Annotated in this window: 25 protein-coding genes; 12 read left to right on the top strand and 13 right to left on the bottom strand. The window is 61.8% G+C overall.

Annotation, left to right across the window (positions count from 1 at the left end; genetic code table 11):
• Together AC1D1N_RS15580 and AC1D1N_RS15575 are read right to left on the bottom strand one after the other, a co-directional pair.
• The coding region (locus tag AC1D1N_RS15580; RefSeq protein WP_477349497.1) for a class I SAM-dependent methyltransferase at window positions 1-386 on the bottom strand (386 nt) is incomplete at its 3' end.
• 69 nt (window positions 387-455) lie between these two features.
• Entirely contained in the window at window positions 456-1430 is a 975-nt protein-coding gene (locus tag AC1D1N_RS15575; protein ID WP_477349495.1) for a LysR family transcriptional regulator, read from the bottom strand.
• Window positions 1431-1549: 119 nt separating this feature from the next.
• On the opposite strand from AC1D1N_RS15575, the gene AC1D1N_RS15570 reads away from it, so the two are divergent.
• The 6 genes from AC1D1N_RS15570 (at window position 1550) to AC1D1N_RS15545 (ending at window position 6575) form a co-directional block, all read left to right on the top strand.
• On the top strand, window positions 1550-2122 hold the full coding sequence (locus AC1D1N_RS15570) for a cupin domain-containing protein (RefSeq protein WP_477349493.1): 573 nt from the start codon (window positions 1550-1552) through the stop codon (window positions 2120-2122).
• A gap of 41 nt (window positions 2123-2163) precedes the next feature.
• Entirely contained in the window at window positions 2164-3621 is a 1458-nt protein-coding gene (locus tag AC1D1N_RS15565) for a pyridoxal phosphate-dependent decarboxylase family protein (RefSeq protein WP_477349534.1), read from the top strand.
• Window positions 3622-3695: 74 nt separating this feature from the next.
• Window positions 3696-4685, top strand: a complete 990-nt coding sequence (locus AC1D1N_RS15560; RefSeq protein ID WP_477349491.1) for a ketopantoate reductase family protein — start codon at window positions 3696-3698, stop codon at window positions 4683-4685.
• A 32-nt stretch (window positions 4686-4717) separates the two neighbouring features.
• Window positions 4718-5458, top strand: a complete 741-nt coding sequence (locus AC1D1N_RS15555) for a class I SAM-dependent methyltransferase (RefSeq protein ID WP_477349489.1) — start codon at window positions 4718-4720, stop codon at window positions 5456-5458.
• Window positions 5459-5479: 21 nt separating this feature from the next.
• Window positions 5480-6175 (top strand): GNAT family N-acetyltransferase, encoded by a 696-nt coding sequence (locus AC1D1N_RS15550; RefSeq protein ID WP_477349487.1) that lies wholly within the window; start codon window positions 5480-5482, stop codon window positions 6173-6175.
• 55 nt (window positions 6176-6230) lie between these two features.
• Entirely contained in the window at window positions 6231-6575 is a 345-nt protein-coding gene (locus tag AC1D1N_RS15545; RefSeq protein ID WP_477349485.1) for an antibiotic biosynthesis monooxygenase family protein, read from the top strand.
• A 216-nt stretch (window positions 6576-6791) separates the two neighbouring features.
• Here AC1D1N_RS15545 and AC1D1N_RS15540 read toward each other — a convergent pair whose 3' ends face one another.
• The 5 genes from AC1D1N_RS15540 to AC1D1N_RS15520 form a co-directional block, all read right to left on the bottom strand.
• Window positions 6792-8237, bottom strand: a complete 1446-nt coding sequence (locus AC1D1N_RS15540; RefSeq protein WP_477349483.1) for a DUF5939 domain-containing protein — start codon at window positions 8235-8237, stop codon at window positions 6792-6794.
• 132 nt (window positions 8238-8369) lie between these two features.
• A complete protein-coding gene (locus AC1D1N_RS15535; protein WP_477349481.1) occupies window positions 8370-9221 on the bottom strand; it encodes a DUF2182 domain-containing protein in 852 nt (283 codons plus the stop codon).
• A 9-nt stretch (window positions 9222-9230) separates the two neighbouring features.
• Complete coding sequence (locus tag AC1D1N_RS15530; protein ID WP_477349479.1) at window positions 9231-9869, bottom strand: DUF1326 domain-containing protein; 639 nt, start codon at window positions 9867-9869, stop codon at window positions 9231-9233.
• Between the two features lie 138 nt (window positions 9870-10007).
• Window positions 10008-10325, bottom strand: coding sequence for an antibiotic biosynthesis monooxygenase family protein (locus AC1D1N_RS15525; RefSeq protein WP_477349477.1), 318 nt, complete (start codon window positions 10323-10325; stop codon window positions 10008-10010).
• A gap of 6 nt (window positions 10326-10331) precedes the next feature.
• Window positions 10332-11408 (bottom strand): class I SAM-dependent methyltransferase, encoded by a 1077-nt coding sequence (locus AC1D1N_RS15520; RefSeq protein ID WP_477349475.1) that lies wholly within the window; start codon window positions 11406-11408, stop codon window positions 10332-10334.
• Between the two features lie 158 nt (window positions 11409-11566).
• Here AC1D1N_RS15520 and AC1D1N_RS15515 point away from each other — a divergent pair, with 158 nt between their 5' ends.
• Together AC1D1N_RS15515 and AC1D1N_RS15510 are read left to right on the top strand one after the other, a co-directional pair.
• Window positions 11567-12472 (top strand): LysR family transcriptional regulator, encoded by a 906-nt coding sequence (locus AC1D1N_RS15515; protein ID WP_477349473.1) that lies wholly within the window; start codon window positions 11567-11569, stop codon window positions 12470-12472.
• A gap of 135 nt (window positions 12473-12607) precedes the next feature.
• Window positions 12608-12907 carry a hypothetical protein gene (locus tag AC1D1N_RS15510; protein ID WP_477349471.1) on the top strand — a complete coding sequence of 100 codons (300 nt, stop codon included), beginning with the start codon at window positions 12608-12610 and terminating at the stop codon, window positions 12905-12907.
• A 173-nt stretch (window positions 12908-13080) separates the two neighbouring features.
• On the opposite strand, the gene AC1D1N_RS15505 is transcribed toward AC1D1N_RS15510, so the two are convergent.
• From AC1D1N_RS15505 to AC1D1N_RS15485, 5 genes are all read right to left on the bottom strand, one after another.
• Window positions 13081-13557 (bottom strand): DoxX family protein, encoded by a 477-nt coding sequence (locus AC1D1N_RS15505; protein WP_477349469.1) that lies wholly within the window; start codon window positions 13555-13557, stop codon window positions 13081-13083.
• Window positions 13558-13568: 11 nt separating this feature from the next.
• Window positions 13569-14357: an HvfC/BufC family peptide modification chaperone gene (locus AC1D1N_RS15500; protein WP_477349467.1), complete on the bottom strand. Its 789-nt coding sequence runs from the start codon at window positions 14355-14357 to the stop codon at window positions 13569-13571.
• Window positions 14341-15369: an MNIO family bufferin maturase gene (gene bufB, locus AC1D1N_RS15495; protein WP_477349465.1), complete on the bottom strand. Its 1029-nt coding sequence runs from the start codon at window positions 15367-15369 to the stop codon at window positions 14341-14343. The genes AC1D1N_RS15500 and bufB overlap by 17 nt, the downstream gene beginning before the upstream one ends.
• Window positions 15370-15414: 45 nt before the next feature.
• The gene (locus AC1D1N_RS15490) at window positions 15415-15684 is read right to left on the bottom strand and encodes a BufA1 family periplasmic bufferin-type metallophore (RefSeq protein ID WP_477349463.1); all 270 of its coding nucleotides are present in this window, start codon (window positions 15682-15684) and stop codon (window positions 15415-15417) included.
• Between the two features lie 231 nt (window positions 15685-15915).
• Complete coding sequence (locus AC1D1N_RS15485) at window positions 15916-16758, bottom strand: patatin-like phospholipase family protein (RefSeq protein ID WP_477349462.1); 843 nt, start codon at window positions 16756-16758, stop codon at window positions 15916-15918.
• Between the two features lie 414 nt (window positions 16759-17172).
• On the opposite strand from AC1D1N_RS15485, the gene AC1D1N_RS15480 reads away from it, so the two are divergent.
• The 4 genes from AC1D1N_RS15480 to AC1D1N_RS15465 all read left to right on the top strand — a co-directional run bounded on the left by AC1D1N_RS15480 (window position 17173) and on the right by AC1D1N_RS15465 (window position 20561).
• The gene (locus tag AC1D1N_RS15480) at window positions 17173-18087 is read left to right on the top strand and encodes a LysR family transcriptional regulator (protein WP_477349460.1); all 915 of its coding nucleotides are present in this window, start codon (window positions 17173-17175) and stop codon (window positions 18085-18087) included.
• Between the two features lie 195 nt (window positions 18088-18282).
• Complete coding sequence (locus tag AC1D1N_RS15475; protein ID WP_477349458.1) at window positions 18283-18765, top strand: cupin domain-containing protein; 483 nt, start codon at window positions 18283-18285, stop codon at window positions 18763-18765.
• 91 nt (window positions 18766-18856) lie between these two features.
• Complete coding sequence (locus AC1D1N_RS15470; protein WP_352558677.1) at window positions 18857-20059, top strand: MFS transporter; 1203 nt, start codon at window positions 18857-18859, stop codon at window positions 20057-20059.
• A gap of 37 nt (window positions 20060-20096) precedes the next feature.
• The gene (locus AC1D1N_RS15465) at window positions 20097-20561 is read left to right on the top strand and encodes a DUF302 domain-containing protein (RefSeq protein ID WP_477349456.1); all 465 of its coding nucleotides are present in this window, start codon (window positions 20097-20099) and stop codon (window positions 20559-20561) included.
• A gap of 65 nt (window positions 20562-20626) precedes the next feature.
• Here AC1D1N_RS15465 and AC1D1N_RS15460 read toward each other — a convergent pair whose 3' ends face one another.
• Window positions 20627-21538, bottom strand: coding sequence for a LysR family transcriptional regulator (locus AC1D1N_RS15460; RefSeq protein ID WP_477349532.1), 912 nt, complete (start codon window positions 21536-21538; stop codon window positions 20627-20629).
• Window positions 21539-21780: the final 242 nt, after the last annotated feature.

Genomic DNA, 21780 nt, shown 5'->3' with positions numbered 1-21780 from the left:
TTCAAATACTGGGTGGAGTTCGCGCTCCAGACCGCATCGAACGTGCCGGTCTCATACGGCAGCGAAGTCATGTCGCCCGTTCTGGTGCTTATCGGACAGGCAAACTGTTGGCTTGCAATCAAGCTTTCGATTGCTTCGACATTTTCCTCCGCCAGATCCAGAGCCTCGATATGTCCGTCGGCACCCAGCAGATCCGCCATCAAAGGCAGGAAGACACCATTCCCTGCACCCGCGTCCAGCACTGACCAGCCGGGTCGGATGCCGGCAGCACGAAGGGTGGCATCATACTCGTCCTTCAGCGCAAGGTAATGGACGTCAAGATGTCGGCCGGCGCTGAGCTTGTGCCCAGCTGATGTAATTAGTTCGGAATTTGAGGCGTTGCTCATTTGTCCCCCAGGTCTTTGATCCGAATGGCGCATCTATCTGACGCGTAGTTGCCCCTCTCAGGCAAGATCCTAGTCAGTTGGGACGGGGGATTCGGCGTAGTGCGTTTGCACCGCCTCGCAAACCTGCTCGAACATCCATGTCAGACCGGCGTCGACCATGACCGCCTTCTGGGCGATAACGCAGATCGGGACGTGGCCAGTGTCGAGCGGAAGGTCGACGCTGACCAGGCCGAGGCGCGGACCCTGCCTCGCCGCCAGCACGGCCGGCACGGCGGCGATGAGGTCGGACTCGGCGACCGCTGCCAGCGCCATGGTGTAATTGGGCACCGTCAGCACAACACGTCTCGCTAGGCCGCAGGCTTCCAGAGTTTCGTCGATCAGCCCCTTCCTTTCGCCGGTGAACGAGACCACCAAATGGCGCATAGTGCAGTAGCGTTCTAGCGTCGGTTGCTCGGCAAAGGGATGACCGGCGTGCATCACGATCACGAAACGCTCCTTGAGCATAGCGCGCCGGGTGAAGCGCGCCGGCACGTCGTCCAGAGGCGCGACGGCGATATCCACCAGGCCGGCGTCGATCTCGGCAAGCACCGGCCGCCAGGTCCGCTCGATAGGCCCGCCCTTGCGATAGGGCAGCATTTGCAGCACCGTGAGGTCGATATTGGGCGCGGCCGTGGCTAGCTTCTCGACAAGTGGCGGCAGGAACACCGCTGAAATCGCGTCGGCGGCGCTGATGGTGAAGCGCCGGTTCGACGTCTCCGGACGGAAAGGCTCCACCGCCACAACCATTCGTCGGATCTGCGCCAAAATATTGGCGATAGGCTCGGCCACTTCCAGCGCGCGCGGCGTCGGCACGACGCCCTTCGGTGTCTTCAGGAACAGCGGATCGTCGAGCAGTTTGCGCAGCCTGCGCAGGCCGTGGCTGATCGCCGAGGGAGAAAGCCGGAGACGGTCGCCAGCCCGTCCGACATGGCGCTCCTGGAGCACCACCTCGAACAGTTTCAGCAAATTGAGATCGGCGCGGGATAGGTCGATTTCATTCAGCATGATGCTGAATTGATATCATTGGATTCATCAGAGCCCAAGCACGATACTGGCGGAACAAGGTTTCCAGACCCGTGGGGGCATCCATGCAAGAATCGGGTGGCGGGGCGCGACGCACTCTGATGAGCTGGCTGATCGGCCGGGAACCGGGCTTAGGGCTCGTCCGGCACCTCGGCGAGCGCTGGCTGGCGGAGCAACCTTTTTCGGGTGAATTGTGCGGTGTCTCACTCGAAACGGAGGAGGGAACAAGCGGCATGGCAAGATCATCCGCCTACAAGCTCGATGTCGATCAGGGCGAGAAGTTGCGCTTCGGCGGTGCCGATTTCTTGGTCAAGGCCGCAGCCGACACCACGGGCGGCGCCTTCTCGATCGTCGAGGAGATCGATCCGCTCGACACGCCCTTGCACAAGCACGCCAACGAGGACGAGCTCTTCTACGTCATCGCGGGCGAGCATGTCTTCCACTGCGGTGACCAGGAATTCCGCGTCGGGCCAGGCGGAATGATGTTCGCGCCGCGAGATGTGCCGCATGCGCATAAGCGCGTCGTGCCGCGCATCGGCCGGTTTCTCACTATGACCTCGCCGGCCGGTTTCGAAGGCTTCTTCCGTGAGCTATCTGCCGCCGAGGCGAGCGGTGCCGCGATGCCCGAGGCATATGCGGCCGCGTCGCGCAAATACGGGATCGAATGGCTATAGGAGATATCGTCATGACACTGGACGCGCTGATCCTCGACCCGATGCTGCAGGCCTTGGAGAGCCAGCGGCCTTCCGCAACGGAGGATGCCGGTCTGGGCGAGGCTTCCACAAGCGAACTCTTCCAGCGGGCAGCCGATCACGCCACGCGTTTTCGCGACGCCATTGCCTCAGGGCCGCAGCGTCCGCTGATGTCGTATCGGCAGGCGTTGGACAGTTTCCGCGAGCCACTTCCCGAACGAGGCAGCGCTGGGCTCGGTGTGGTTGACGAGCTTGCCGCGAAGGCTGAGCCCGGCCTGCACAGGATGACAGGTCCGCGCTTCTTCGCCTGGGTCTGCGGCAATTCCCATTCAGTCGGCGTTTGTGCCGATTGGCTGACCAGCACCTGGGGTCAGAACACGGGCAACCATCACGCCACGCCGTCGGCCTCGGCCGTCGAGACGATCGCCGGCGGCTGGCTGCTCGAGCTTCTCGACCTGCCGCGCGAAAGTTCCATCGGCTTCGTCACTGGGGCGACCATGGCCAATTTCGTCTGCCTGGCAGCGGCCCGCGGCGCGGTCCTGCGGCAGGCCGGCTGGGATGTCGAGGCGCAAGGCCTGTTCGGCGCGCCGCCGATCACGGTGCTGATTGGCGACGACGCCCATGCCACGGTTTTCTCGGCACTGCAGTTCCTCGGCCTTGGCCACGACCGCGTCCGGCGTGTGAAGACGGACGACAATGGTCGCATTGCGGTGGCCGATTTTGCCGTGGCCGCCGCTCAGGTTTCCGGCCCTTGCATCGTTATCCTGCAGGCGGGGCAGATCAACACCGGCGCCTTCGACGACTTTGCCGGCATCGTTCCCATCGCCCGGCGCATCGGTGCTTGGGTGCATGTCGATGGTGCCTTTGGTCTTTGGGCGCGTGCCTGCCCCGAACGCAGCCATCTAGCCGAGGGCGCCGATGCCGCCGACTCTTGGGCAACGGACGGCCACAAATGGCTGCAGACGCCCTATGATTGCGGCTACGCCATCGTGCGCGACGAACAGGCCCATCGCCGTGCCATGACGATCGCCGCGAGCTATCTGCCGCCAACCTTCGAGGACGAGCGCGACCCGAGCCACTATGTGCCCGAACTGTCGCGACGGGCGCGGGGCTTCGCCACCTGGGCGATGATCAAGCATCTAGGCCGCGACGGCATCGCCGCGATGGTCGAGCGACATTGCAAGGTGGCGGAAGCGATGGCCGAGAGGCTGCGCGCCGACAACGCCGTTGCCGTGCCCAACGACGTCGTGCTGAACCAGTTCGTCGTGCGTTTCGGCGCCGACCGCCCAGACGAGGAGGCCGACCGGCTAACGCTGCAGACGATCGCCCGCCTGCAGGCCGACGGTGTCTGCTTCGCGGGCGGTGCCAGATGGCACGGCCGCCAGGTCATGCGGGTGTCGGTGATTTCCTGGTCGACCGACGACAGGCAGGGCGAAATTGCCGCCGACGCCATGATCGCGGCGTGGCGGGCAGTAAGGTAGGCGAGGGCTCGTCGTGATCGGATTGCCGTCGGACGTCTACCCTGTCGGCTGGCCTTGTATTCAAGGAAATGCTAATGTTGGTCGGGCCGGCGAATGCCATTCCATCTTCGCGCGGCTATGGCGGCAGCTGGCGTCGAGGGGACGGCATGCGGATCGCAATGATAGGGGCGGGCGGCATCGGCGGCTATCTCGGCGCAAGGCTCGCCGAGGCGGGGGGCGACGTCAGCTTCATTGCTCGCGGTTCCCATTTGCAGGCAATGCGCCAGGGCGGCTTGCGAATTCAAAGCGATCTCGGCAACGTCTTTCTCCCCAGTGTGTCCGCGAGCGACGCGCCGGCCGACATCGGTCCCGTCGATCTCGCGATTTTTGCGGTCAAGCTCTACGACAGTGAGAAGGCCGCCGCAGCGCTAGGACCGCTGATCAGCAGGAATACGCGTATCGTGACGTTGCAAAATGGCATCGACAGCGTCGAAACGCTCGGTCGTCATGTTCCTGGCGACCAGGTGATTGGCGGAGCCACCTACTTGTCTGCATTCATCAAACAGCCGGGAGAAGTCGTCCACGCTGGCGGGCTGCGTGACATCCTGGTCGGCGGGCACCGCGACCCTCTCATCAAGGACCTTCAGGCGCTCTGCGATCGTGCTGTCGGGCTCGAGCTGAAGCCGGTTGCCGACATCGACAATGTGTTGTGGGAGAAGTTCGTGACACTCGCGGCCTTTTCCGGAGGGACGTCGCTCATGCGCTCCGGAATCGGTCCGATCCTCGACGACCCCGAGGCACGTATCTTCATCGAGCAACTGCGCGACGAGGGGATGGCGGTCGCGGCGGCGGCCGGCCATCCGATGGCCGAGGGGTTCGAAGGGCGCGTCACGACCAGATGGACCGCACTCCCCCCGCACGTAAAATCGTCGATGGCCAACGACCTCGAAAGGGGCAAGCCAATCGAGGTCGCCTGGCTGTCCGGGCGGATGCATGAGTTGGGCATGAAGTTCGGTATCGCGACCCCTGGCCACACGGCGGTCTTCCGCGCCTTGCATCTCTACGCAGCGGGTGCCGCGCCCTAGCGGTGTCCCATCAATGTTCCTTGGGAGGATACATGGCAAGTTCGTCGAGCGAGAGCATGCCGGTGACGACAGCTGACGAGGCAACCGGCACCCAGGACATATTCAACAAGGAGCTGGAGACGTATCGCAGAGTCGTGGCCACCAACCTCATGTTCCACCGCGAGGTCTACGGGCTCCTGCGCGATCTGCTCGTCGAGCATGCTCCAGGGTCGTTTCGGTTCCTCGACGTGGCGTGCGGCGATGCCGCTGCCTCGGCCGCGATGCTGAAGACGACCGCGATCGGCGGCTACGTCGGCATCGACCTGTCGGAAGCGTCACTGAGGCTGGCCGATCGCGCGCTCGAAGGGCTCCCGTGCCCGGTCGAGCTGCGCCGCGGCGATTTCGCGGAAGCGATGGCGAACTGGTCGGAACCCGTCGACGTGATCTGGATCGGCATGTCGCTGCACCACCTGGCGACCGAAGGCAAGGCGAGGCTGATGCGGCACGCCCGCAGGGCCTTGGGCGGCCTGGGCCTATTCGTCATCTGGGAGCCGACCCTGTTCGAGGGAGAGGATCGCGCTGCCTGGCTCGCCCGCTTCTCCTTGCAGCGCGATAGATGGTCAACCCTTTCCGACGAGGAGTTCGCTGCCATGAAACGGCATATGCTTGCGGCCGATTTCCCCGAAACCGCCGACACATGGCTCGGCATGGGGCGGGATGCCGGGTTTCGCCGCGCCGAGGAGATTTTCATGATGCCCAACAGAATGGGCAGAGTGTTTCGCTACTGGAACTAGCCAGCGCGTCGCGGGGCGACCATGTCATCAAATCCGAAACCGGGCGAGATCCCGCCGGGCGACGCTCCGGTTCCCTCCGCCGTCGTGCTGGTCGGTCGCTGGGGAAGCCTGCGCCCGCTCGACGCCGAGTGCGACGCATCCTGTCTCTACCCGCTCTCGCATGACGAGCACACGAATGCCACATGGGTCGACATGAAGGTCGGCCCGTTCGACAGTGAGCAAGCTTTCGCTGACCATGTCGCCGAACTGGTGGCTGACAAGAAACGGGCCTTCTTCGCCGTAGCCGGCGTCGACGACAAGCCGCTGGGATGGCTCTGTCTCATGGAGGCAAGACCAGCCCATCATGTCGTCGAACTCGGCTATGTGCTCTACACGCCGCCGCTGCAGCGCACACAACTGGCCACCGAGGCGCTCTACCTGATCCTGCGCCATGTCTTCGACGATCTCGGCTACCGGCGCCTTGAATGGACATGCACCTCGACCAACCAGCGCTCGCGCAAGGCGGCCGACCGGCTCGGCTTCGTCTATGAGGGCACGCAGCGCCAAGGCCTGTTCCTGAAGGGCAAACCTTGTGACATCTGTGTCTATTCGATGCTTTCCAGCGAGTGGCCGGTCCATCGCTCAGCTCTTGAGGCCTGGCTCGATCTTGGCAATTTCGCGGACGGGCGGCAGCTTCGCTCGGTTGCCGAGATCAGGGCTGGCGTCGGCGCCATTTGAGGAAGGGGTGTTCCTACCTAGTAGGAAGTGTGTTTCATCGGCGGGAGATTTTCCTATGATCGCAGTTATTTCGGAATTGTGGCCTTACCCGGACCGCCAAACTGACTACGTCACCTTGGCAGCAGAGTTGCGCCCGCTACTGGAGTCGATCGACGGCTTCATCTCGGCGGAGCGGTTCGAAAGCTGCCAAGAACCCGGAAAGTTCCTCTCTTTTTCACTCTGGCGCGACGAAGTTGCGCTGGCACACTGGCGCAATCTTGAAAAGCATCGCTTGATTATGGCCAAGGGGCGTGACGGCATATTGCGCGATTATCATATACGGGCCTCTAATGTCCTCTGGGACTACAGTTTGAAGGGGCGTTCCGAAGCGCCCGCTGATTCTCGCGCATTGTTCGGCTAGCGCTACCCGGCCGTCACTTCGACTTCATGGCCACGCGCGCTCATTTCGACGGTCGTCACAGCGTTACAAAATTGTTCGTAAGTTATTGATTTTATTAATTGTGCCTAGAGTTCAATCCTCGCGCAGTTCCAGCCATATCCAATGGACAGCTTCTGACCTCGACGGGCGCCCTAGTTCCGGTTCTAGGCAGTGCGAAATTGTGGCACGTCAATGTGTCTATTCCCCCATAATGCGATAGACAGTTGCATCTCCCTCCACACCCCGAAGAGGCGCATCAAAAGCCTCGACGCGATGGCCGGCAAGCATTTCGCTTACCCCGGGGGCCGAATAGAGCGCCTCGGAAATGCAGAGCTGTCCGGCTTCTGCCAGTGACTGCACGCGCGCGGCGACATTCACGGTCTGGCCGAAATAGTCGAGGTTGTCGTTGAGCGTCACGGCAATCGACGGTCCACAGTGGGCGCCGATCTTGAGAATGATCCCCGGCCCGTCATGGTCGCCATTGAAGCGATCGATCTCTTCAAAGATGTGGAGTGCAGCCGAAATCGCATCCAACGGCTGCGAGAAAACAGCCATCACCGCATCTCCAATTGTCTTGACCACCGCACCGCAATGTTGCTGAACCGCAGCGTTGACCAGAGCGAAATGCTCGCGGACCAAAGCGTAGGCGTTGAGGTCACCCAGCCGCTCATACATGGCGGTCGAGCCCTTGAGGTCCGTGAATAGGAAGGTGATCTGCCGGATGCCGAGCCCCTCCTTCTCGTCGACGCGTTCGGACCGGAAGAGCTGGCGGAAGGTTTGCCGCGCAAGCAGCGCTCCACCAGAAACATAAGGGTCGAAATCGAGGGCCGGCTTGGTGGTCAACCCGACCAGCTCGGGCGGCCAGTTGATGACGAGCAACGAACCGCGCACTAGGCCCCTATTCGCCACCTGAATGACAATGGGACCAGGTGGCACAGCGGGTAACGCCGGCAAGAAGCGTTTGCCGTCATAATCGACCTTCAGAAGTGTCGGCGCCAACACCGGATCGCCTGATATTGGCACGGCGAATGCGGCCTGCGTCTGGACGTTGACGCCAGAAAGGGCGCCCGGTCCCACGTCGGCGCGGAGCACTGTGGTGGTGCCGGGTGGCAGAAAAGTCATGCCCCTGACGAAGCCGCGCAGAACGTCAAGAAAGCGAACGTTTTGCCCCGGTAGACGCCCGTCATGTCCGAAGTGGAGCTTCCAGTGAAAATCCTCGACCGGGAGCGTCTCTGGATCGTGGTGCGGCAGGCGCCGTAACTTCGACGATACCGAGAAGGTGACCTCGATGAAGTCGTCCAGGTCGGTGTCGCCCGATAGATCGCACAAGCCGCAGACATAGTGGGTCTTCAGCGTGCGCAGGGCGCCGAAACTATCGAGCACCATCCCGGACTGGGGACACAGCACATCCCAACTCATGTCGAACAGGCCACAGCGGGTGGCATGAAGGAAGAGGTCGATAGCTTCAGGCTCGGCGATTGCGCGGTCGCGAGCAAAGCTCAGCGGATTAACGCGATAGAGTGCGTGGTCGTCGGCGCTCCTGATCAGCGTCTCGAATTTCGAGATGACGCGAGGGCTCCAGGCCCGCGCCTGCTCCACCTTGGTCATCCTGCTTTCGAGAAGACGATCGTCGACTACCGTCACGCCGGATCCTCAACCTTGCCGCCTTACCAGCGACAGCCTACTAAAAAACCAGCGCGATGCGAATGGATTGCCGTCGAAAGAGTCTGCCGGCACAGCAGAGATGCTTATGCTCCTGCTCGTCTAGCCGGCCATTCAAGGCATATCGATCGCCCCGAGCGATACAACGATCCCGAGGGCCACTAAAGCAATGCCCAAACTACCTTCGAACAAGCGGCCACGGGGCAGCAGCTTCTCGACGAAGACGAGCAGAGTCAAAAGCAGCATCCAGGCGACGCTCATGACGCCGGCCGCGACCAGGACGGCAAACAGCGCCCAGCAGCAGCCAAAGCAATAGAGACCGTGGCGCAGCCCCATCTTGAGCGCGCCAACACGCCCGTCGCGCCAGTGCTGCGCAACGAAGGCGAGCGGCGAACGGCAATGGCTGAGGCAAATGTGCTTCAAGGTCGTGAATTGGTAGAGGCCGGCGACGCCAAGTGTGGCACCAAGCGCGAGTGGGGCCCATTTCGAACGCTGGGGCGGATCGAGGTTCGTTGCAACGTCGCTACCGAGCTGGACCAGGACATATACGATAAGGCCCGCCGCCGCCCAGACGAGCAGATAGCCCGCGACGAAGGTCCACGTCGGGATGGCCACACGTGGTTCGCGCCTAGCCTGCGCCGCCGCGAACATAAATATCATGGGCGCCGCAGCTGGCAGCATCATGGCCGCCATCATCACGGTCCACACAGCCAGAAAAGCGGCGGCGCCGGCAACTGACCAGCTGTCGGCGGCAATTCCGGCCATCGCCATGCCGGCCATGCCTTCCATACCCTCCATACCGCCGCGCACGGCAATTCCCATGGGCATATCCATGCTGAAGGTCTGGTAGAGGGTGAGCGCCCACGCCGCTGCTGTCAGCCCGACGAGCGACGCGAGTAGACCGAGCGGTATGCCACGCAGATTCCGGGTGAACCGCCGCGATTTCCTGGGGAGCGCGTCAGCCATTGTCATGCCCTAGTTCGGGCCGTTCCAGTCGAACGGAATGTGCTTGCTCGAGCGGGCCGTGCCAGTCCAGTCAAGCCCGAAGCCTTTGGTGCTCACCTCGACAGAACGCCCCCAGGTGGCAACCTGGCCCGGGCCGACTTCCGAACCCGGCGGATTGATCGTCTGCACCCGCTTGCCAGGTGGTGTGGTGGGACCGGAAAGTGCCTCTGCGCGCCCAACGACCAGGCCAGGAATTTCGACCCGCCAAGTGGCCAGGTCGCCCGCCACCTCAAAAGTGATCGGAACGAACTCCATGCCACGCATCTCGCCGACATTAGCGGCAAAGCCCGCCGGCCAGCCACCGGCGTGGCCGCCGAAGATCGCCTGCAGGGCTTCGCGCTGCTGCTCATCCGCCTTCTCGTCGAGATACATACCCATCACGGCCTTTGCCTCGCCGGCCCATAGATTGCCTTCGAACTCGCCGAGCGCCACCAGCGTCAGGCCGTCGAGCTTCACGCTGCCATACTGACCCTCGCGCACGTGCCAGGCTAGCACGCCCTGGCAGTGATTGCCGGTTGGCCGCTGGGCGAACTCGCAAGGGCAAGGGATGTCGCAGCTGCAGATATCGAACCAGTCGCCTGCGAGCCGCCATTGAGGCACTGCATTCATGGCTCATCCTCCGGAGGCCTAGTTATACGTCGAAGACTGGTCGCGCTTCAGCAGTTCGTGCGTCGCTCGCTGACTTTGATGGATTGGCCTCACACTGATGGTCGAGCGGTGCACACCAAAACCTACAGTTGGGCGACTTCAGGTGCTGATCTCGACGACGGACGTGCCGGAGACGGGATCGGTCACGCCGAGGTCGCCGCCGAGATCCTCCAGCATATCACGCATCGTATCGAGAAGGCCGATCATCTGCGGCCGCGCAGCTGCGAGGCTGTCCATGTCGTTCCATTCACCGACGACGCAGAAGGTTCGGTCGCCGGTCCTGACCAGCGCGGCCTTGCGGAAGCCGCTGACGTTGAGCGTCGCCTTCTTGTGGGCATCGATGAAGGCCTGTTCCTTGCCGGGCTTAGTGCGAAACCGGACGACATTGTAAGATGCCTTCCTCCAATTGTTGCACAACGAACCTTAGTGGCGAGCCTCGAGAACCATGTTGAACGGTGTCTCGGTCGCGCGGCGGAACCGCTTGAACCCGCCGCCGGTAACCACCTTGCGCAGCCTGGCCTCGCCCGCCTGGGCGCCGAGGCCCAGCCCAACCTCCTGCGACAGCGAGGCAGGGGTGCAGATGAAGGTCGAGGCGGCGTAATAGATGCGGCCGACCGGATTGAGGTTCGCTGAAAGCCTGTCATGAGCGAAGGGTTCGACGATCATCCAAGTGCCGTCCGGCTTCAACGCCTTGTGCACGTGCTTGGCCGCGCCTTCGGGATCGCCCATGTCGTGCAGGCAGTCGAAGAAGGCGACGAGATCGTAGATGCCTGGAAAGTCCTTGGCCGCCGCCACTTGGAAGCGTGTGTTGCCGGCGACGCCGGCCTCCTTGGCGGCGGCGCGTGCCCGTTCGATCGAGGGGGCATGATAGTCGAAGCCGGTGAAACGCGAATTCGGAAATGCCTTGGCCATGAGCACGGTCGATGCGCCGTGGCCGCAGCCGACGTCGGCAACGTCTATGCCGCGCTCCAGCTTTTCGGCCACGCCATCGAGCGCTGGCAGCCAGGAGCCGATCAGATTGGCGTTGTAGCCCGGGCGGAAGAACCGTTCCGTGCCGCGGAACAGGCAGGCGCTGTGATCGTGCCAGCCCAGGCCCTTGCCCGTGCGAAACGCCTGCCGCACCTTTTCTTCGTCAAGCCATAGCGTCGAGACGACCTCGAAGGCGCCGGCCATGAAGGCGGGACTGTCCTCATTGACGAAGACCTGTTCCTGCTCCGGGCTGAGGTAGAAGCTGTCGCTGGCCTCGTCATATTCGACATAGCCGGCGGCCGCCTGCGCGGAAAGCCATTCGCGGACCAGACGCTCCTGCGTGCCGGTCCTTTTGGCAAGCTGTCCGGCAGTCATTTTGCCGCCCTCGCTCATGGCCGCGAAAAGGCCGAGCCTGTCACCCAACAACACCGCCGCCCCAGTGGTGATGGCACCGAGATCGCCGACCATCTTTCCAAGCAGCGCCTCCAGTTTTTCCTGGTCGGGCTGTTTCTCCTTGTTGCGCTCCAGCATCGGCTTTCTCCTCCGGCTCGGTCCCAAACACTCGCCATGGCGGCACAGCTGGTTCGGCCACCATGGACAGCGGAGAAAGTTTACCTAAGGATAGCACCCGCCGATAATGCCGAGTTCTGATTGCGGCGATGCATGCCGGGCATCAGCGGGGATGTGTCATGGAAATGCATGAAATTCGTTATTTTCTGGCCGCCTGCCAGACGCTCAACTTTCGCCAGGCGGCGGACCTTGTGCATATCACTCAGCCTGCGCTCACCCGCGCCATACAGAAGCTGGAAGCAGAACTCGGCGGCCTGCTCTTCCATCGCGACAAGAGCCATGTCCAACTAAGCGATTTCGGCCGGCTGATGCGAAGCCACCTCGACGAGATCGCGCAGCGCTCGGAGCATGCCAAACGCACCGCCAGAAGCTTCCTGTCGCTGGAGACCGCGCCGGTGACGCTGGGCGTGATGTGCACCATCGGCCCGCTGCGCTTTATCGGTTTCCTCAACGCGTTTCGCGAGCGCTTTCCGGGCATCGGGGTGACTGTGATCGAGGGCGCCGCCGACCACCTCACCGATCTTCTGCTGAAGGGCACGCTGGACATTGCGCTGTTGGCACGGCCCGAGCCCTTCGACCCCCGGCTGAAGGCGGAGCCGGTCTATGCGGAGCGCTTCGGGCTCGCCTTCTCAACAGGGCATCCATTCGAGACGCGCAACACGCTACAGCTCGCCGACGTGCGCAGCGAGCCTTATCTCGAGCGCATCAACTGCGAATACGGCAATCATATCGACGAGCTCTGCCAAAACCTCGGCTTCGAGATCAAGAGCGCCTACCGAAGCGAGCGCGAGGACTGGATCCTGGCCATGGTCGCTGCCGGAATGGGCGTTTGCTTCATCGCCGAATTCTCGGCGAGCCAGCCCGGCGTTTGCCACCGGCTCGTCGTCGACCCCGCGATCGTGCGCGAGGTGTCGCTGGTTTCCGTCGCAGACCGCCTGCCATCGCCCGCCATCTCGGCATTTGCCAAAGCGGTGATGGAGTATGACTGGCACATGCCGATCACGGCGGAATCGACTGGTCTGTAGGTCCCCAGTTCCGCCTTCCGCGCCAGTCAAACAGGCAACATACGATCACATCTTCGTGTCGATGTAACTGACCGCAATGTCTGGCGAACCCACGAATGGGGCGACTGTGCCCCCCAAAAAATGGGAGTATTCCAAATGCATTCGTTCAAGATCTTTGTCGCCGCAGGCATTGCCTCTCTTTTCGTGTCGCAGGCGTTCGCCGAGGATACGATGGGCACGATGTCCATGATGAAGGGCGGGCAGGTCACAGCAATCATGCCCGACGGGCATATGGGCACCATGATGCCAGACGCCAAAATGGAAGCCGAAATGATGAAAATGGCCAAGCCGATCAAGCATTGCATGATGATGATGACCGACGCCAAGGGCAAAACCTACATGATCGATACGTCGACCAAGAAGGCCCAGGCCGAGTGCGAAAAAATGGCGATGTGAGCAGCCCTCGCGCACAATCAACGCTTCCATCCCGCCGGCACGCGCGCCAGCGGGGTGCCACCTATCCTCAGCCATCGAGAGCATGTCACTGCACCTGGTTTTCTAGCCTGTTCATCGCCGAGGCGATCTAGCGCAGAACAATCAGATCGGGTCAGCCTCCTTGGTCGAAATGTTCAGGTTTTGGAGGCCGAAGTGAATCGATCGGCTACATAGTCGAGTGAGAAAACCCCTGCACCACGCGTAAGCACCAGCAACAGCAGCGAGGCCCACAGCAGGTGTTCAGCCCAGTTCTCCGGAAAAACGAAGATCTGGATTACCGAAACGACACCGAGCAGCATCAGAGCCCCGAGACGCGAGAACAGACCCAGGAAAAGCAACACCGCCCCGGTGATCTCGGCCGTGGTCGCCAGCGGCGCCGCGATCGACGGATCGATAAGCGGTAGATTGTATTCGCTGGCGAACAGCTGCAGCGTCACCGGCCAGGACGCCAGCTTCGATTGTGCGGACTGCCAGAAGACATGCGCAATCGCGACGCGAGCTGCGAGCTGGACCAGCGAAAACGGGATACGCTCCGGCAACTTGATCACTCGTTGGTAAAGACCAACAAGGCCGGTAGGGCGAGGCGTGGAATATTCTGGTATCGCAGTCATGATCGTCTCCTTCAGTGTGAGAGGGGATGCACAGGGACGTGCACGTCGATGACGAGCCTGTCGCGGAACAGACGCACAAGCGCTGAAACCAGGTCGAATGCCGGGTCGAGCGCCAAGGCGCGGCCAGTGGCATGCTCAAGGCCGAAGCCGTGCTTCAGCGAATGCCAGAAGGCGAAGCTCGCGCGGTCGAGCAGAAAAAGACGCACGTAGTTCCCCGATCGCCACAGCGCCACCCGTTCAGGGCGCCTTGTCCAGGTGATTTTTTCATCGACCGCCGTCTCCTTTTGATGCTCCATCCATACCGACAGGATCGACCAGTGAGAGACGATCAGTCGCAGTGAGGGCTGGAGCAGGATATCCGGCGACAGCCCAAGGTCGGTGCTGTCGTATTCTGCGAGACTGCGGGCCGGCAGCGAAGCCGTGTCGAGCGCTTCGGCAATGGCCCATTCGAGCCGCGCCGTCTCGGCGACGATCGGCATGTCGGACAGGGTGTCGACGGTCTTCAGGAAGCGAGGAAAGCCCGCGCCATAACGCGCTAGGCGTGACTCCGCCGGCGGATGCCGTCGAATGAACTCGCTCGCCATAAAGCGGAAGAAACGTTCGTCGACGAGACGGGCCGTAACGGGGAAGGCGGCCATCAGCACGGCAGTCAACGAACTGCGCGTGTTGTTCTGGTAGATGCGCAGGCGAGCCATTGGGTCGGCCTTGCCGGCGGTCAGCATTCTCGCGTCGATCAGAGGCTCTTTGGCCAGCACCGAGCGCGTAACGATGGTTTGCAGGTGTTCAAGCGGCAGCATCATATCCTCCCTCAATTGTCGGCAAGGCCATGTGCATGGCCGGTTTGGCTCTGGCAGCGGCAAATGCCGCAAGCACAGGCATGCTGGTCTGAGAGCTTTCAAAAGCCGGTAGCGTGGGCGCCGGCGAGGCCATAGTCGTGGCGATGTGCCGCGCGGCCTGCTTGCGGTTGAACATGACCGAAGCGGTGAGCATGTCGGCCCACATGGCTTCACCAAGCAGAACGTCGAGAACCGGCACATCGGTATCCCACTCAATCAGCGTAGGGCGCGGTCCAAGACTGGTGATGGCATGATGGTAGAGGTGCCAGACAACTGGCGGCACGCGAGAGCCATGATCGTCGATCAGCACGGTGTCGCCGCCGACCTGATTGGTCGCGTGGCCGGCAAGATGGATTTCACCGATGGCATCGGCGGGCAAAGCGTCGATGAAGGTCTTGGCATCGTATTGAAGATTGTGCGCCGAAACCTGGACATTGTTGACGTCCAGAAGCAGGCCGCAGCCCGTTTGCGCCACCAGCTCGGCCAGAAATGCAGCTTCATTCATGGAGGAGTCCGCAAACGCGACATAGGCGGACAGGTTCTCGATCAGCACACGCCGCTTCAGCGTATCTTGAATGGTCGCTACATTGCGCGCCACGATCGCCAGCGCCTCTTCGTCATAGCGAAGCGGCAGCAGGTCATTGAGATAGGCTCCGTCGGCAACGCTCCAGGCAAGATGCTCCGAAACAAGATCAGGCTGGAACCGCTCGCAGACCTTGCGCAGCCTTTCCAGATGATCGCGGTCCACGCCTTGTGCGCTGCCCAGAGACAGGCCGACGCCGTGCACCGACAGCGGATATATGTGGCGCAGGCTTTCAAGCGCCTCGACGGCGGCGCCGTCGCCCATATAGTTCTCGGCATGCACTTCGAGCCAGCCAGCGGAGGGTCTGCGGGTAAGCATCTCGCTGATGTGAGGAGAGCGCAGACCGATGCCAGCGGATGCCGGGATCGTGAGGGGCTGAAATGCACGGGACATCGGTCTGCTCCCTTCCAAAGGGGGTTGGCTTGAAGTCTAAGTCGGTCAGGCTTTCGGCTTGTCGCTGCCGCCGGTGATCTTGGCGCAGCTGCCGGCCGGCACGTAGAGCCAGGAGTCCGGCTGGTTGTCGGCGGTCGAGGTGCCGGCGCATGAATGCGTCGCAGTCTGGCAGTCGTTCTGGCCGGCCTTGACGACGCCATAGCACTTCTCGAACGAGAAGCTAGGCTGAGCGGCGGGGCCGCTATAGGCTGCAGTTGCAGCAAGCGTGGTGGCGGCCGCGAGGGCCGATCCGATGAGGGTCTTGGTGTTGATCACGGTCGTTTCTCCTGGTTGCGTTTCGAGGGAAGACTGACCTGACGGCCTGTCTGCAAGCAGTGTTGTCCAACGCGGGACGAAGCTGAAATGCTGTCTCGGCATGGATTTGATACGCGGTCACTATGTTAAGGAGGATAACGAGCAAAAGCCCTCCGGCGGGGAACCGGAGGGCTTTGGCGCCTGCACTTCGTTAGCGGAGCGAAGCAGGCGCGGCTAGGCGGAGGGAGGCGCCTAGACGTAGCGATTTTTGTTGCCGACGACCAAGCTTTCGCTCGAGCTTGGATGGTCGGCGAGAAGCCAGTCCTCGGCTCGCTGGCGACCGCGGTCACGCATGTCAGTCAATTCGCCCCAGTCGGTCCAGGGCCTGGTAAACGGCGCAGCGCTTGTTCTGTGATGGCTGTCGAAAATGGTGTGAACAGATGCATAGTTCGCGGCATTGGCGGCGAGGCGGTGAGCAGCACAAGGCGTCATGCAGGGTTTGCCGCTGACAATCAGCCAATGCCCACCCTCGATCGGCTGCACCGGCGGCAAGGCCGAAAAATCGCCGTCGCCCCAATATGGATCGCCATTGATTTCCACGGCGGGGAAGAGAAATGGGACTGTCGCCCCGGCCAGGATCGCGTCAATCGACAATTGATCGCCGGTGAAAATCGTCACGCTGTCGGTGCGGGCATTCGAAGCCAGGATGTTGAGCTTCAACCGGCAGCTATTTTTGCGCAGCTCGGCAATGTCGATCGACTGTTCCAGGATCGATCTCAGCGGATTGCCCGTAGCGACTGCAGACATCGATGCGTGGCTGACGCGTCGCCAGAAATTGGTGAGCGCCGTCCTTGCCCCACGCCTGCCGCCCAGAGCCAGTCCGTAGGCAAGAACCGCTGCCTCCATGCCTCCGAAACCCGACGCGGTGATTGTGCGGAAGGAAAGGCAAGGTTCATCCAGCAAGCGATCGAGCACGCCCCAGACAAATGCGCCGTGTGCGTCGCTTGCCAGGGTAATGTCGATCGGCTGGCGGTCTTCAATCGCCAGTTTTGCACCGGCAATAAAGGCTTGGTCGGTTGCGGCCTGGATTTGCATCTTTTGGGTCTCCTCCCGAAGAACGCCAGGCAAGGCGTTTGATGGAAACACTGCCGCATGATCCTCCGTTGGCGAAATGCCAAGGTGGCATGAACTCCATAGGCAGATTGCATTGGCTGCAATCCCTTGCGCGCCGCAAGGTTTGCGAGGCTGGCGAGAATCCCGCGATCTCGCTTTGGAACTGGCGCTACGACGGTCGCCGACAGGCCTGCACCGACCGTTCCGGGCAACACAGGGATGACTTCACGATGGAGAACGGTCTGCTGCGCAAAACAAGCTGTCCGCAGCGCCCGCCATCAAGGGCATCATGACGGACCGCTATCGACTTTATAGCCGCAGTGCATTGGCGCCAAAGCGAGCCTTGCGGCAGTCTCCGAAGCGCGAGCAACCTCGTGCAATTGGGGATAAATCGGCATGGACATTCACCACATCCGCTACTTCCTGGCCGTGTGCGAGACACGAAACTTCACGCGCGCAGGCGAAAAGTGCAACGTCACTCAGCCGGCCCTTTCCCGCGCCATTCAGCAACTCGAGGAAGAAGTCGGAGGGCTACTGTTTCGCCGCGAACGAAGCTTGACCCACCTGACCGACCTGGGTGTGCTGCTTCGCCCCCGTTTCCAGCAGATCCTCGACGAACTGACTGGAGTGCGGCAGGAGGCATCAAGGTTCCTGTGCCTGGAAAACGCCAACCTTAAGGTCGGCGTCATGTGCACCATCGGCCCCCGTCGCTTCACTGGCTTGCTGGCCGATTTTAACCGGCGTCAGCAGGGCATCCAGCTGCAACTGGTTGAGGGCGTCCCGGCATCACTTTCCCAACTTCTAGAGTCAGGCGAGATCGACGTCGCCATAATGGCGTCAAGCGACAGCTTTCCGGACCGCTTCGACGTCACACCGCTTTATCGCGAGCGCTTTGTCCTCGCCTTTCCAAACGGCCATCGGCTGGCCCGCAATGACAACGTGGCCATCTCCGAACTCGATGGTGAAAATTATCTCAGGCGACTCAATTGCGAGTATCGCGACCACCTCGCCGGTCTGTGCACGGATCGGGGCGTGAAGCTCAGGATCTCCTACGCCAGCGAACGCGAGGACTGGATCCAGAATATGGTATCGGGAGGACTGGGCATCTGCTTCATCCCGGAATTCAGTGCGGTGATTCCAGGGCTGCAGGTCCGTCCCGTGATTGATCCTGAGGTCTGGCGGGAAGTATCCCTGGTTGTCGTTGCGGGGCGCAGGTTCTCGCCTGCGGCATCGGCTTTCGTAAACAGCGTCAAGGCGCATGGCTGGCCTGAGAGCGCAATTGTCCAGGCCATCCAAAAGACCGCTGCCTGAAGCAAATCAAAGAATTAAGGGATCGCACGTGGCGGTTTGCCGCGTGTGCCCCAACATGCATTTGCGATGGTCCACGATAGTTTTCAGGTATCGATTTCAGAGCTAGTTAGCATTTCTCTTTTCGGATCGCTCCCGTCACTCTCCTCGTCATGCCCCGCCTCCCGCGTTTGGGCACCGACAAAGGAGAAATACAAGATGGCTACCAATAAACTCACCCTTTCGTTTGCGGCAGGTCTGCTTTCGGCAACCGCTGCTTTTTCTTCTGCTCCAGCCTTCGCCGGTGACTGCCCTGCCGGCCAGGCCGCGACGACCGATATCCAGGAACATCCCAGCAAACCGGTTGGCGTCGTCGACACGGTTCTCTCGGCGATCGATCTGAGCAGCAAGGGCGAAGCCTGGAAAGGCAATATGCTGCGCCTTCGCAAGCTCGTCGTTCAGCCGGGCGGGGTCGTGCCGTGGCATGAGCACAATGTTCGCCCGGCCAACATCCTCGTCGTCGAAGGTTCGATCACCGAATATCGCAGCACCTGCAAGGTGGGGATCGAGCATCCAGCCGGCGACGTAACCGCCGAGTTCGGCCAGCTCGCTCATTGGTGGAAGAACAACGGCACGGTGCCCGCCGTGCTCTATTCCGCCGACGTCCTGCCGCCTGCGATGCCGGACGACCACATGATGTGAGCCGCGCCTGCAGCGAGCAATTTCCAGCATCAGCAACTGAAAACGCGTCCTCGGGCGGTCGCCTGGGGACGTGTGGCCACGGAGCCCTGTCATGACGATGAGTGAACACACGCAACCGACTCGGCTGCGCATAGTGGCTGCCGACAGCTGGCGCTTCGGCCTCGTTGCACTGATAGCGTTTCTCACGCTCGTCGACCTGTTCGCCACGCAGGCAATCCTGCCTTCGTTGGTGATAAAATTCGGCGTCAGCCGCGCGACCATGGGCTTCGCCGTCAATGCCAGCACGTTCGGCATGGCGGTGGCCGGGATCGCGGTCGCTCTGTTCGGGCGCGGCATCGATCGCCGCAATGGCATCTGGATCAGCCTGGCCACCCTCGCCATCCCAACGACGCTGCTTTCGCAAACAGACAGCATTGTCGTCTTCGCCCTGTTGCGGGTGGCGCAAGGCCTTTGCATGTCGACCGCGTTCACGCTGACGATGGCCTATCTGGCCGAGCATTTTTCCGCGCGGCAGACGACCAGTGCGCTCGCCGCCTACGTGACGGGCAATGTCGCCAGCAATTTCTTCGGACGACTGATGTCGGCGGCCGTCGCCGACACGTTCGGCATCTCCACCAACTTCCTGACCTTCGCGGCCCTAAATCTGTCTGGCGCGGCGCTCGTCTGGTTCACGCTGCAAAAGACCTCTGCAACGATAGGGGCCGATACGGGCGGTCAACCTGCCCGCGCGTCCTGGAAAGGCCCGCTGGAGAATGCCGAACTGCGCGCTTGTTTCGTGATCGCCTTCCTGATCCTCTTCGTCTTCATCGGCACCTTCACCTATGTGAACTTCCAGCTCGTCGCTGCGCCGCTATCGTTGTCGCCGATGGCACTGGGGCTGGTGTATTTCGTCTTCCTGCCCTCCATGCTGACCACGCCACTCGCCGGACGTGTCGCTGCGGGCCTCGGCCCACGGATCGGCATCGGCGCTACGCTTGCGCTGGCGATCCTGGGTTTGCTTCTGCTGCTCACGCCCCGCCTGCCGATCGTTCTTGCCGGGATGGCGCTGGTCGCCATCGGCACCTTCCTGGCGCAGGCGTTAGCCACGGGGCACGTCAGCCGGACCGCCTCGCGCGACCGAGCCGCCGCAAGCGGCATCTACCTCGCCTCCTACTATGCGGGCGGGCTCGCCGGCAGCTTTGTCATCGGCCAAATCTACGACCGAATTGGCTGGACCGCATGTGTGGCTGTGCTCGCCGCGGTCCTCGCCGGTGCGATCGTGGTCGCGCGCATGCTGCAAACACCAAAGACCTAGCACCCCGAAATTTGACCATCCAACAAAGGAGACTGACATGACCACTTGCCTCAAAACCTTGCTTGCCGGCGCCGCCATGATCGTGGCGCTCGCCGTCCCGGCTGCCGCTTCGGACGGCGTCGTTACGGTGAAGAGCGACTATTCCGTCACTGAAACCGTCGCCCGCATCAAAAAAGATGTCCTCAAGAAGGGCATCAAATTCTTCGGCGTCATCGACCAGGCAAAGCTTGGCAACAATGCCGGCAACGATGTCAGGCCGTCGCGGCTGGTAATGTTCGGTAACCCGGCGCTCGGCACAACCTTCATCACATCCAATCCCGAAGCCGGTCTCGACTGGCCGGTGCGCGTGCTGGTCTACCAGACTGCGGATGGCGCGGTTTACGCCGCCTATAGCGATTTCGACTGGATCGCCAAGCGTCATGGCATCACCGACCGCACCCCGCAGTTCAAGATGGCAACCGAGGTCATCCAGTCCGTGACCTCGACAATCAGGAAGAACTGAGCGTGTGGACAGGTGCCGGAGGCTCATCGCCCCGGCCTGCGAAAGAACGTCCTGGGGCGCAGAGGCTATTCCGCGGCGGACAACGCCTTTGCGCGCTCGCCGAACCACTTCTTTTGCGTGGCCTCGCGCACGAGTGCGCCAACCGCCGGCGAATGCCTGCGGCCGCGCACCGTGACGAGATTGACCTCGCGCCAGAATTCCGGATCTGTGATCGGCAACGGCACCACTCCGGGGTGCTTGGCGGTATGCTCGGGCATGAACCCAAAACCAAGCCCGGCGGCGATCATAGCGAGTGTCCAATCGTCACGATCGCTCCAGTAGACGGGACTGACCGTGACGCCCTGGTCGGCCAGAATGGCATCAGCATAACCGGCAAACTCGCAATTGTTGCGGTGGATGTAGGTCTCATTGCTCATATCCGTCACCCGCACGCTGCGCTGGTTGGCCAGCCGATGGTTCAGATGAACGGCCATCACCATCTGCTCCTGAAACAGCGGCAAGGAGTGAACCTCCTCATCGGGCACATTTGACGGCAACGCGTAAATTGCTGCCTCTAGATCTCCTCCGAGCAGTCGTTTGCGCAAGCTCACGGCATCGGCATCGCAAAGATGAAGCTCCACGCCCGGATGGTGTGTGCGCACGGACGAGATGAGTTCGATGATTTCGTCCGGAGCAATCGTGCTCATTATGCCGACCCGGAGAGGCGTCTTCTTCAGGTGCACATATTGCTCGGCAATCTGCTTTGCCTGCCGGGAGTTCTCAAAAACGCCTTCGAGATAGGTCTCGACCATGCGACCGAGTTCCGTCAGATGGGTAAAGCGTCGCTCACGGTGAAAAAGCGCGCCGCCGAACTCGTCTTCGAGCAGCTTGATTGCGCGCGACAGTGCCGGCTGCGTAACGTTGCACAGCTCGGCCGCCCTGGTGAAATTCAGTTCCTTGGCGACGGCCAAGAAATACCTGACCTGGCTGATCTCCACTGCGCGCTCCCCCAGCGGCTGGCATACGGCACGACCCGCATTGCCGGGTGATCTTACTAGCTGCCCCAACGTCAAACAACCCGACCCGGCAATTGATATCCCAGGCGACAGTTGGCGATCTGACCGTGGGCTATCGAATCCATGTCTCAACGGCATTTCCGCTGTCCCGAGCCAGCCGCCATACTTGGCCCAGAAGTCGAGACCCGGGTGCTAATGCCCGTTGCTCGCAGCCGTTTGCAGGC

Source organism: Mesorhizobium sp. P2_B5, assembly GCF_056404775.1.
The sequence above is the reverse complement of the archived record's forward strand: the minus strand, read 5'-3'. Positions and strand labels throughout refer to the sequence as shown.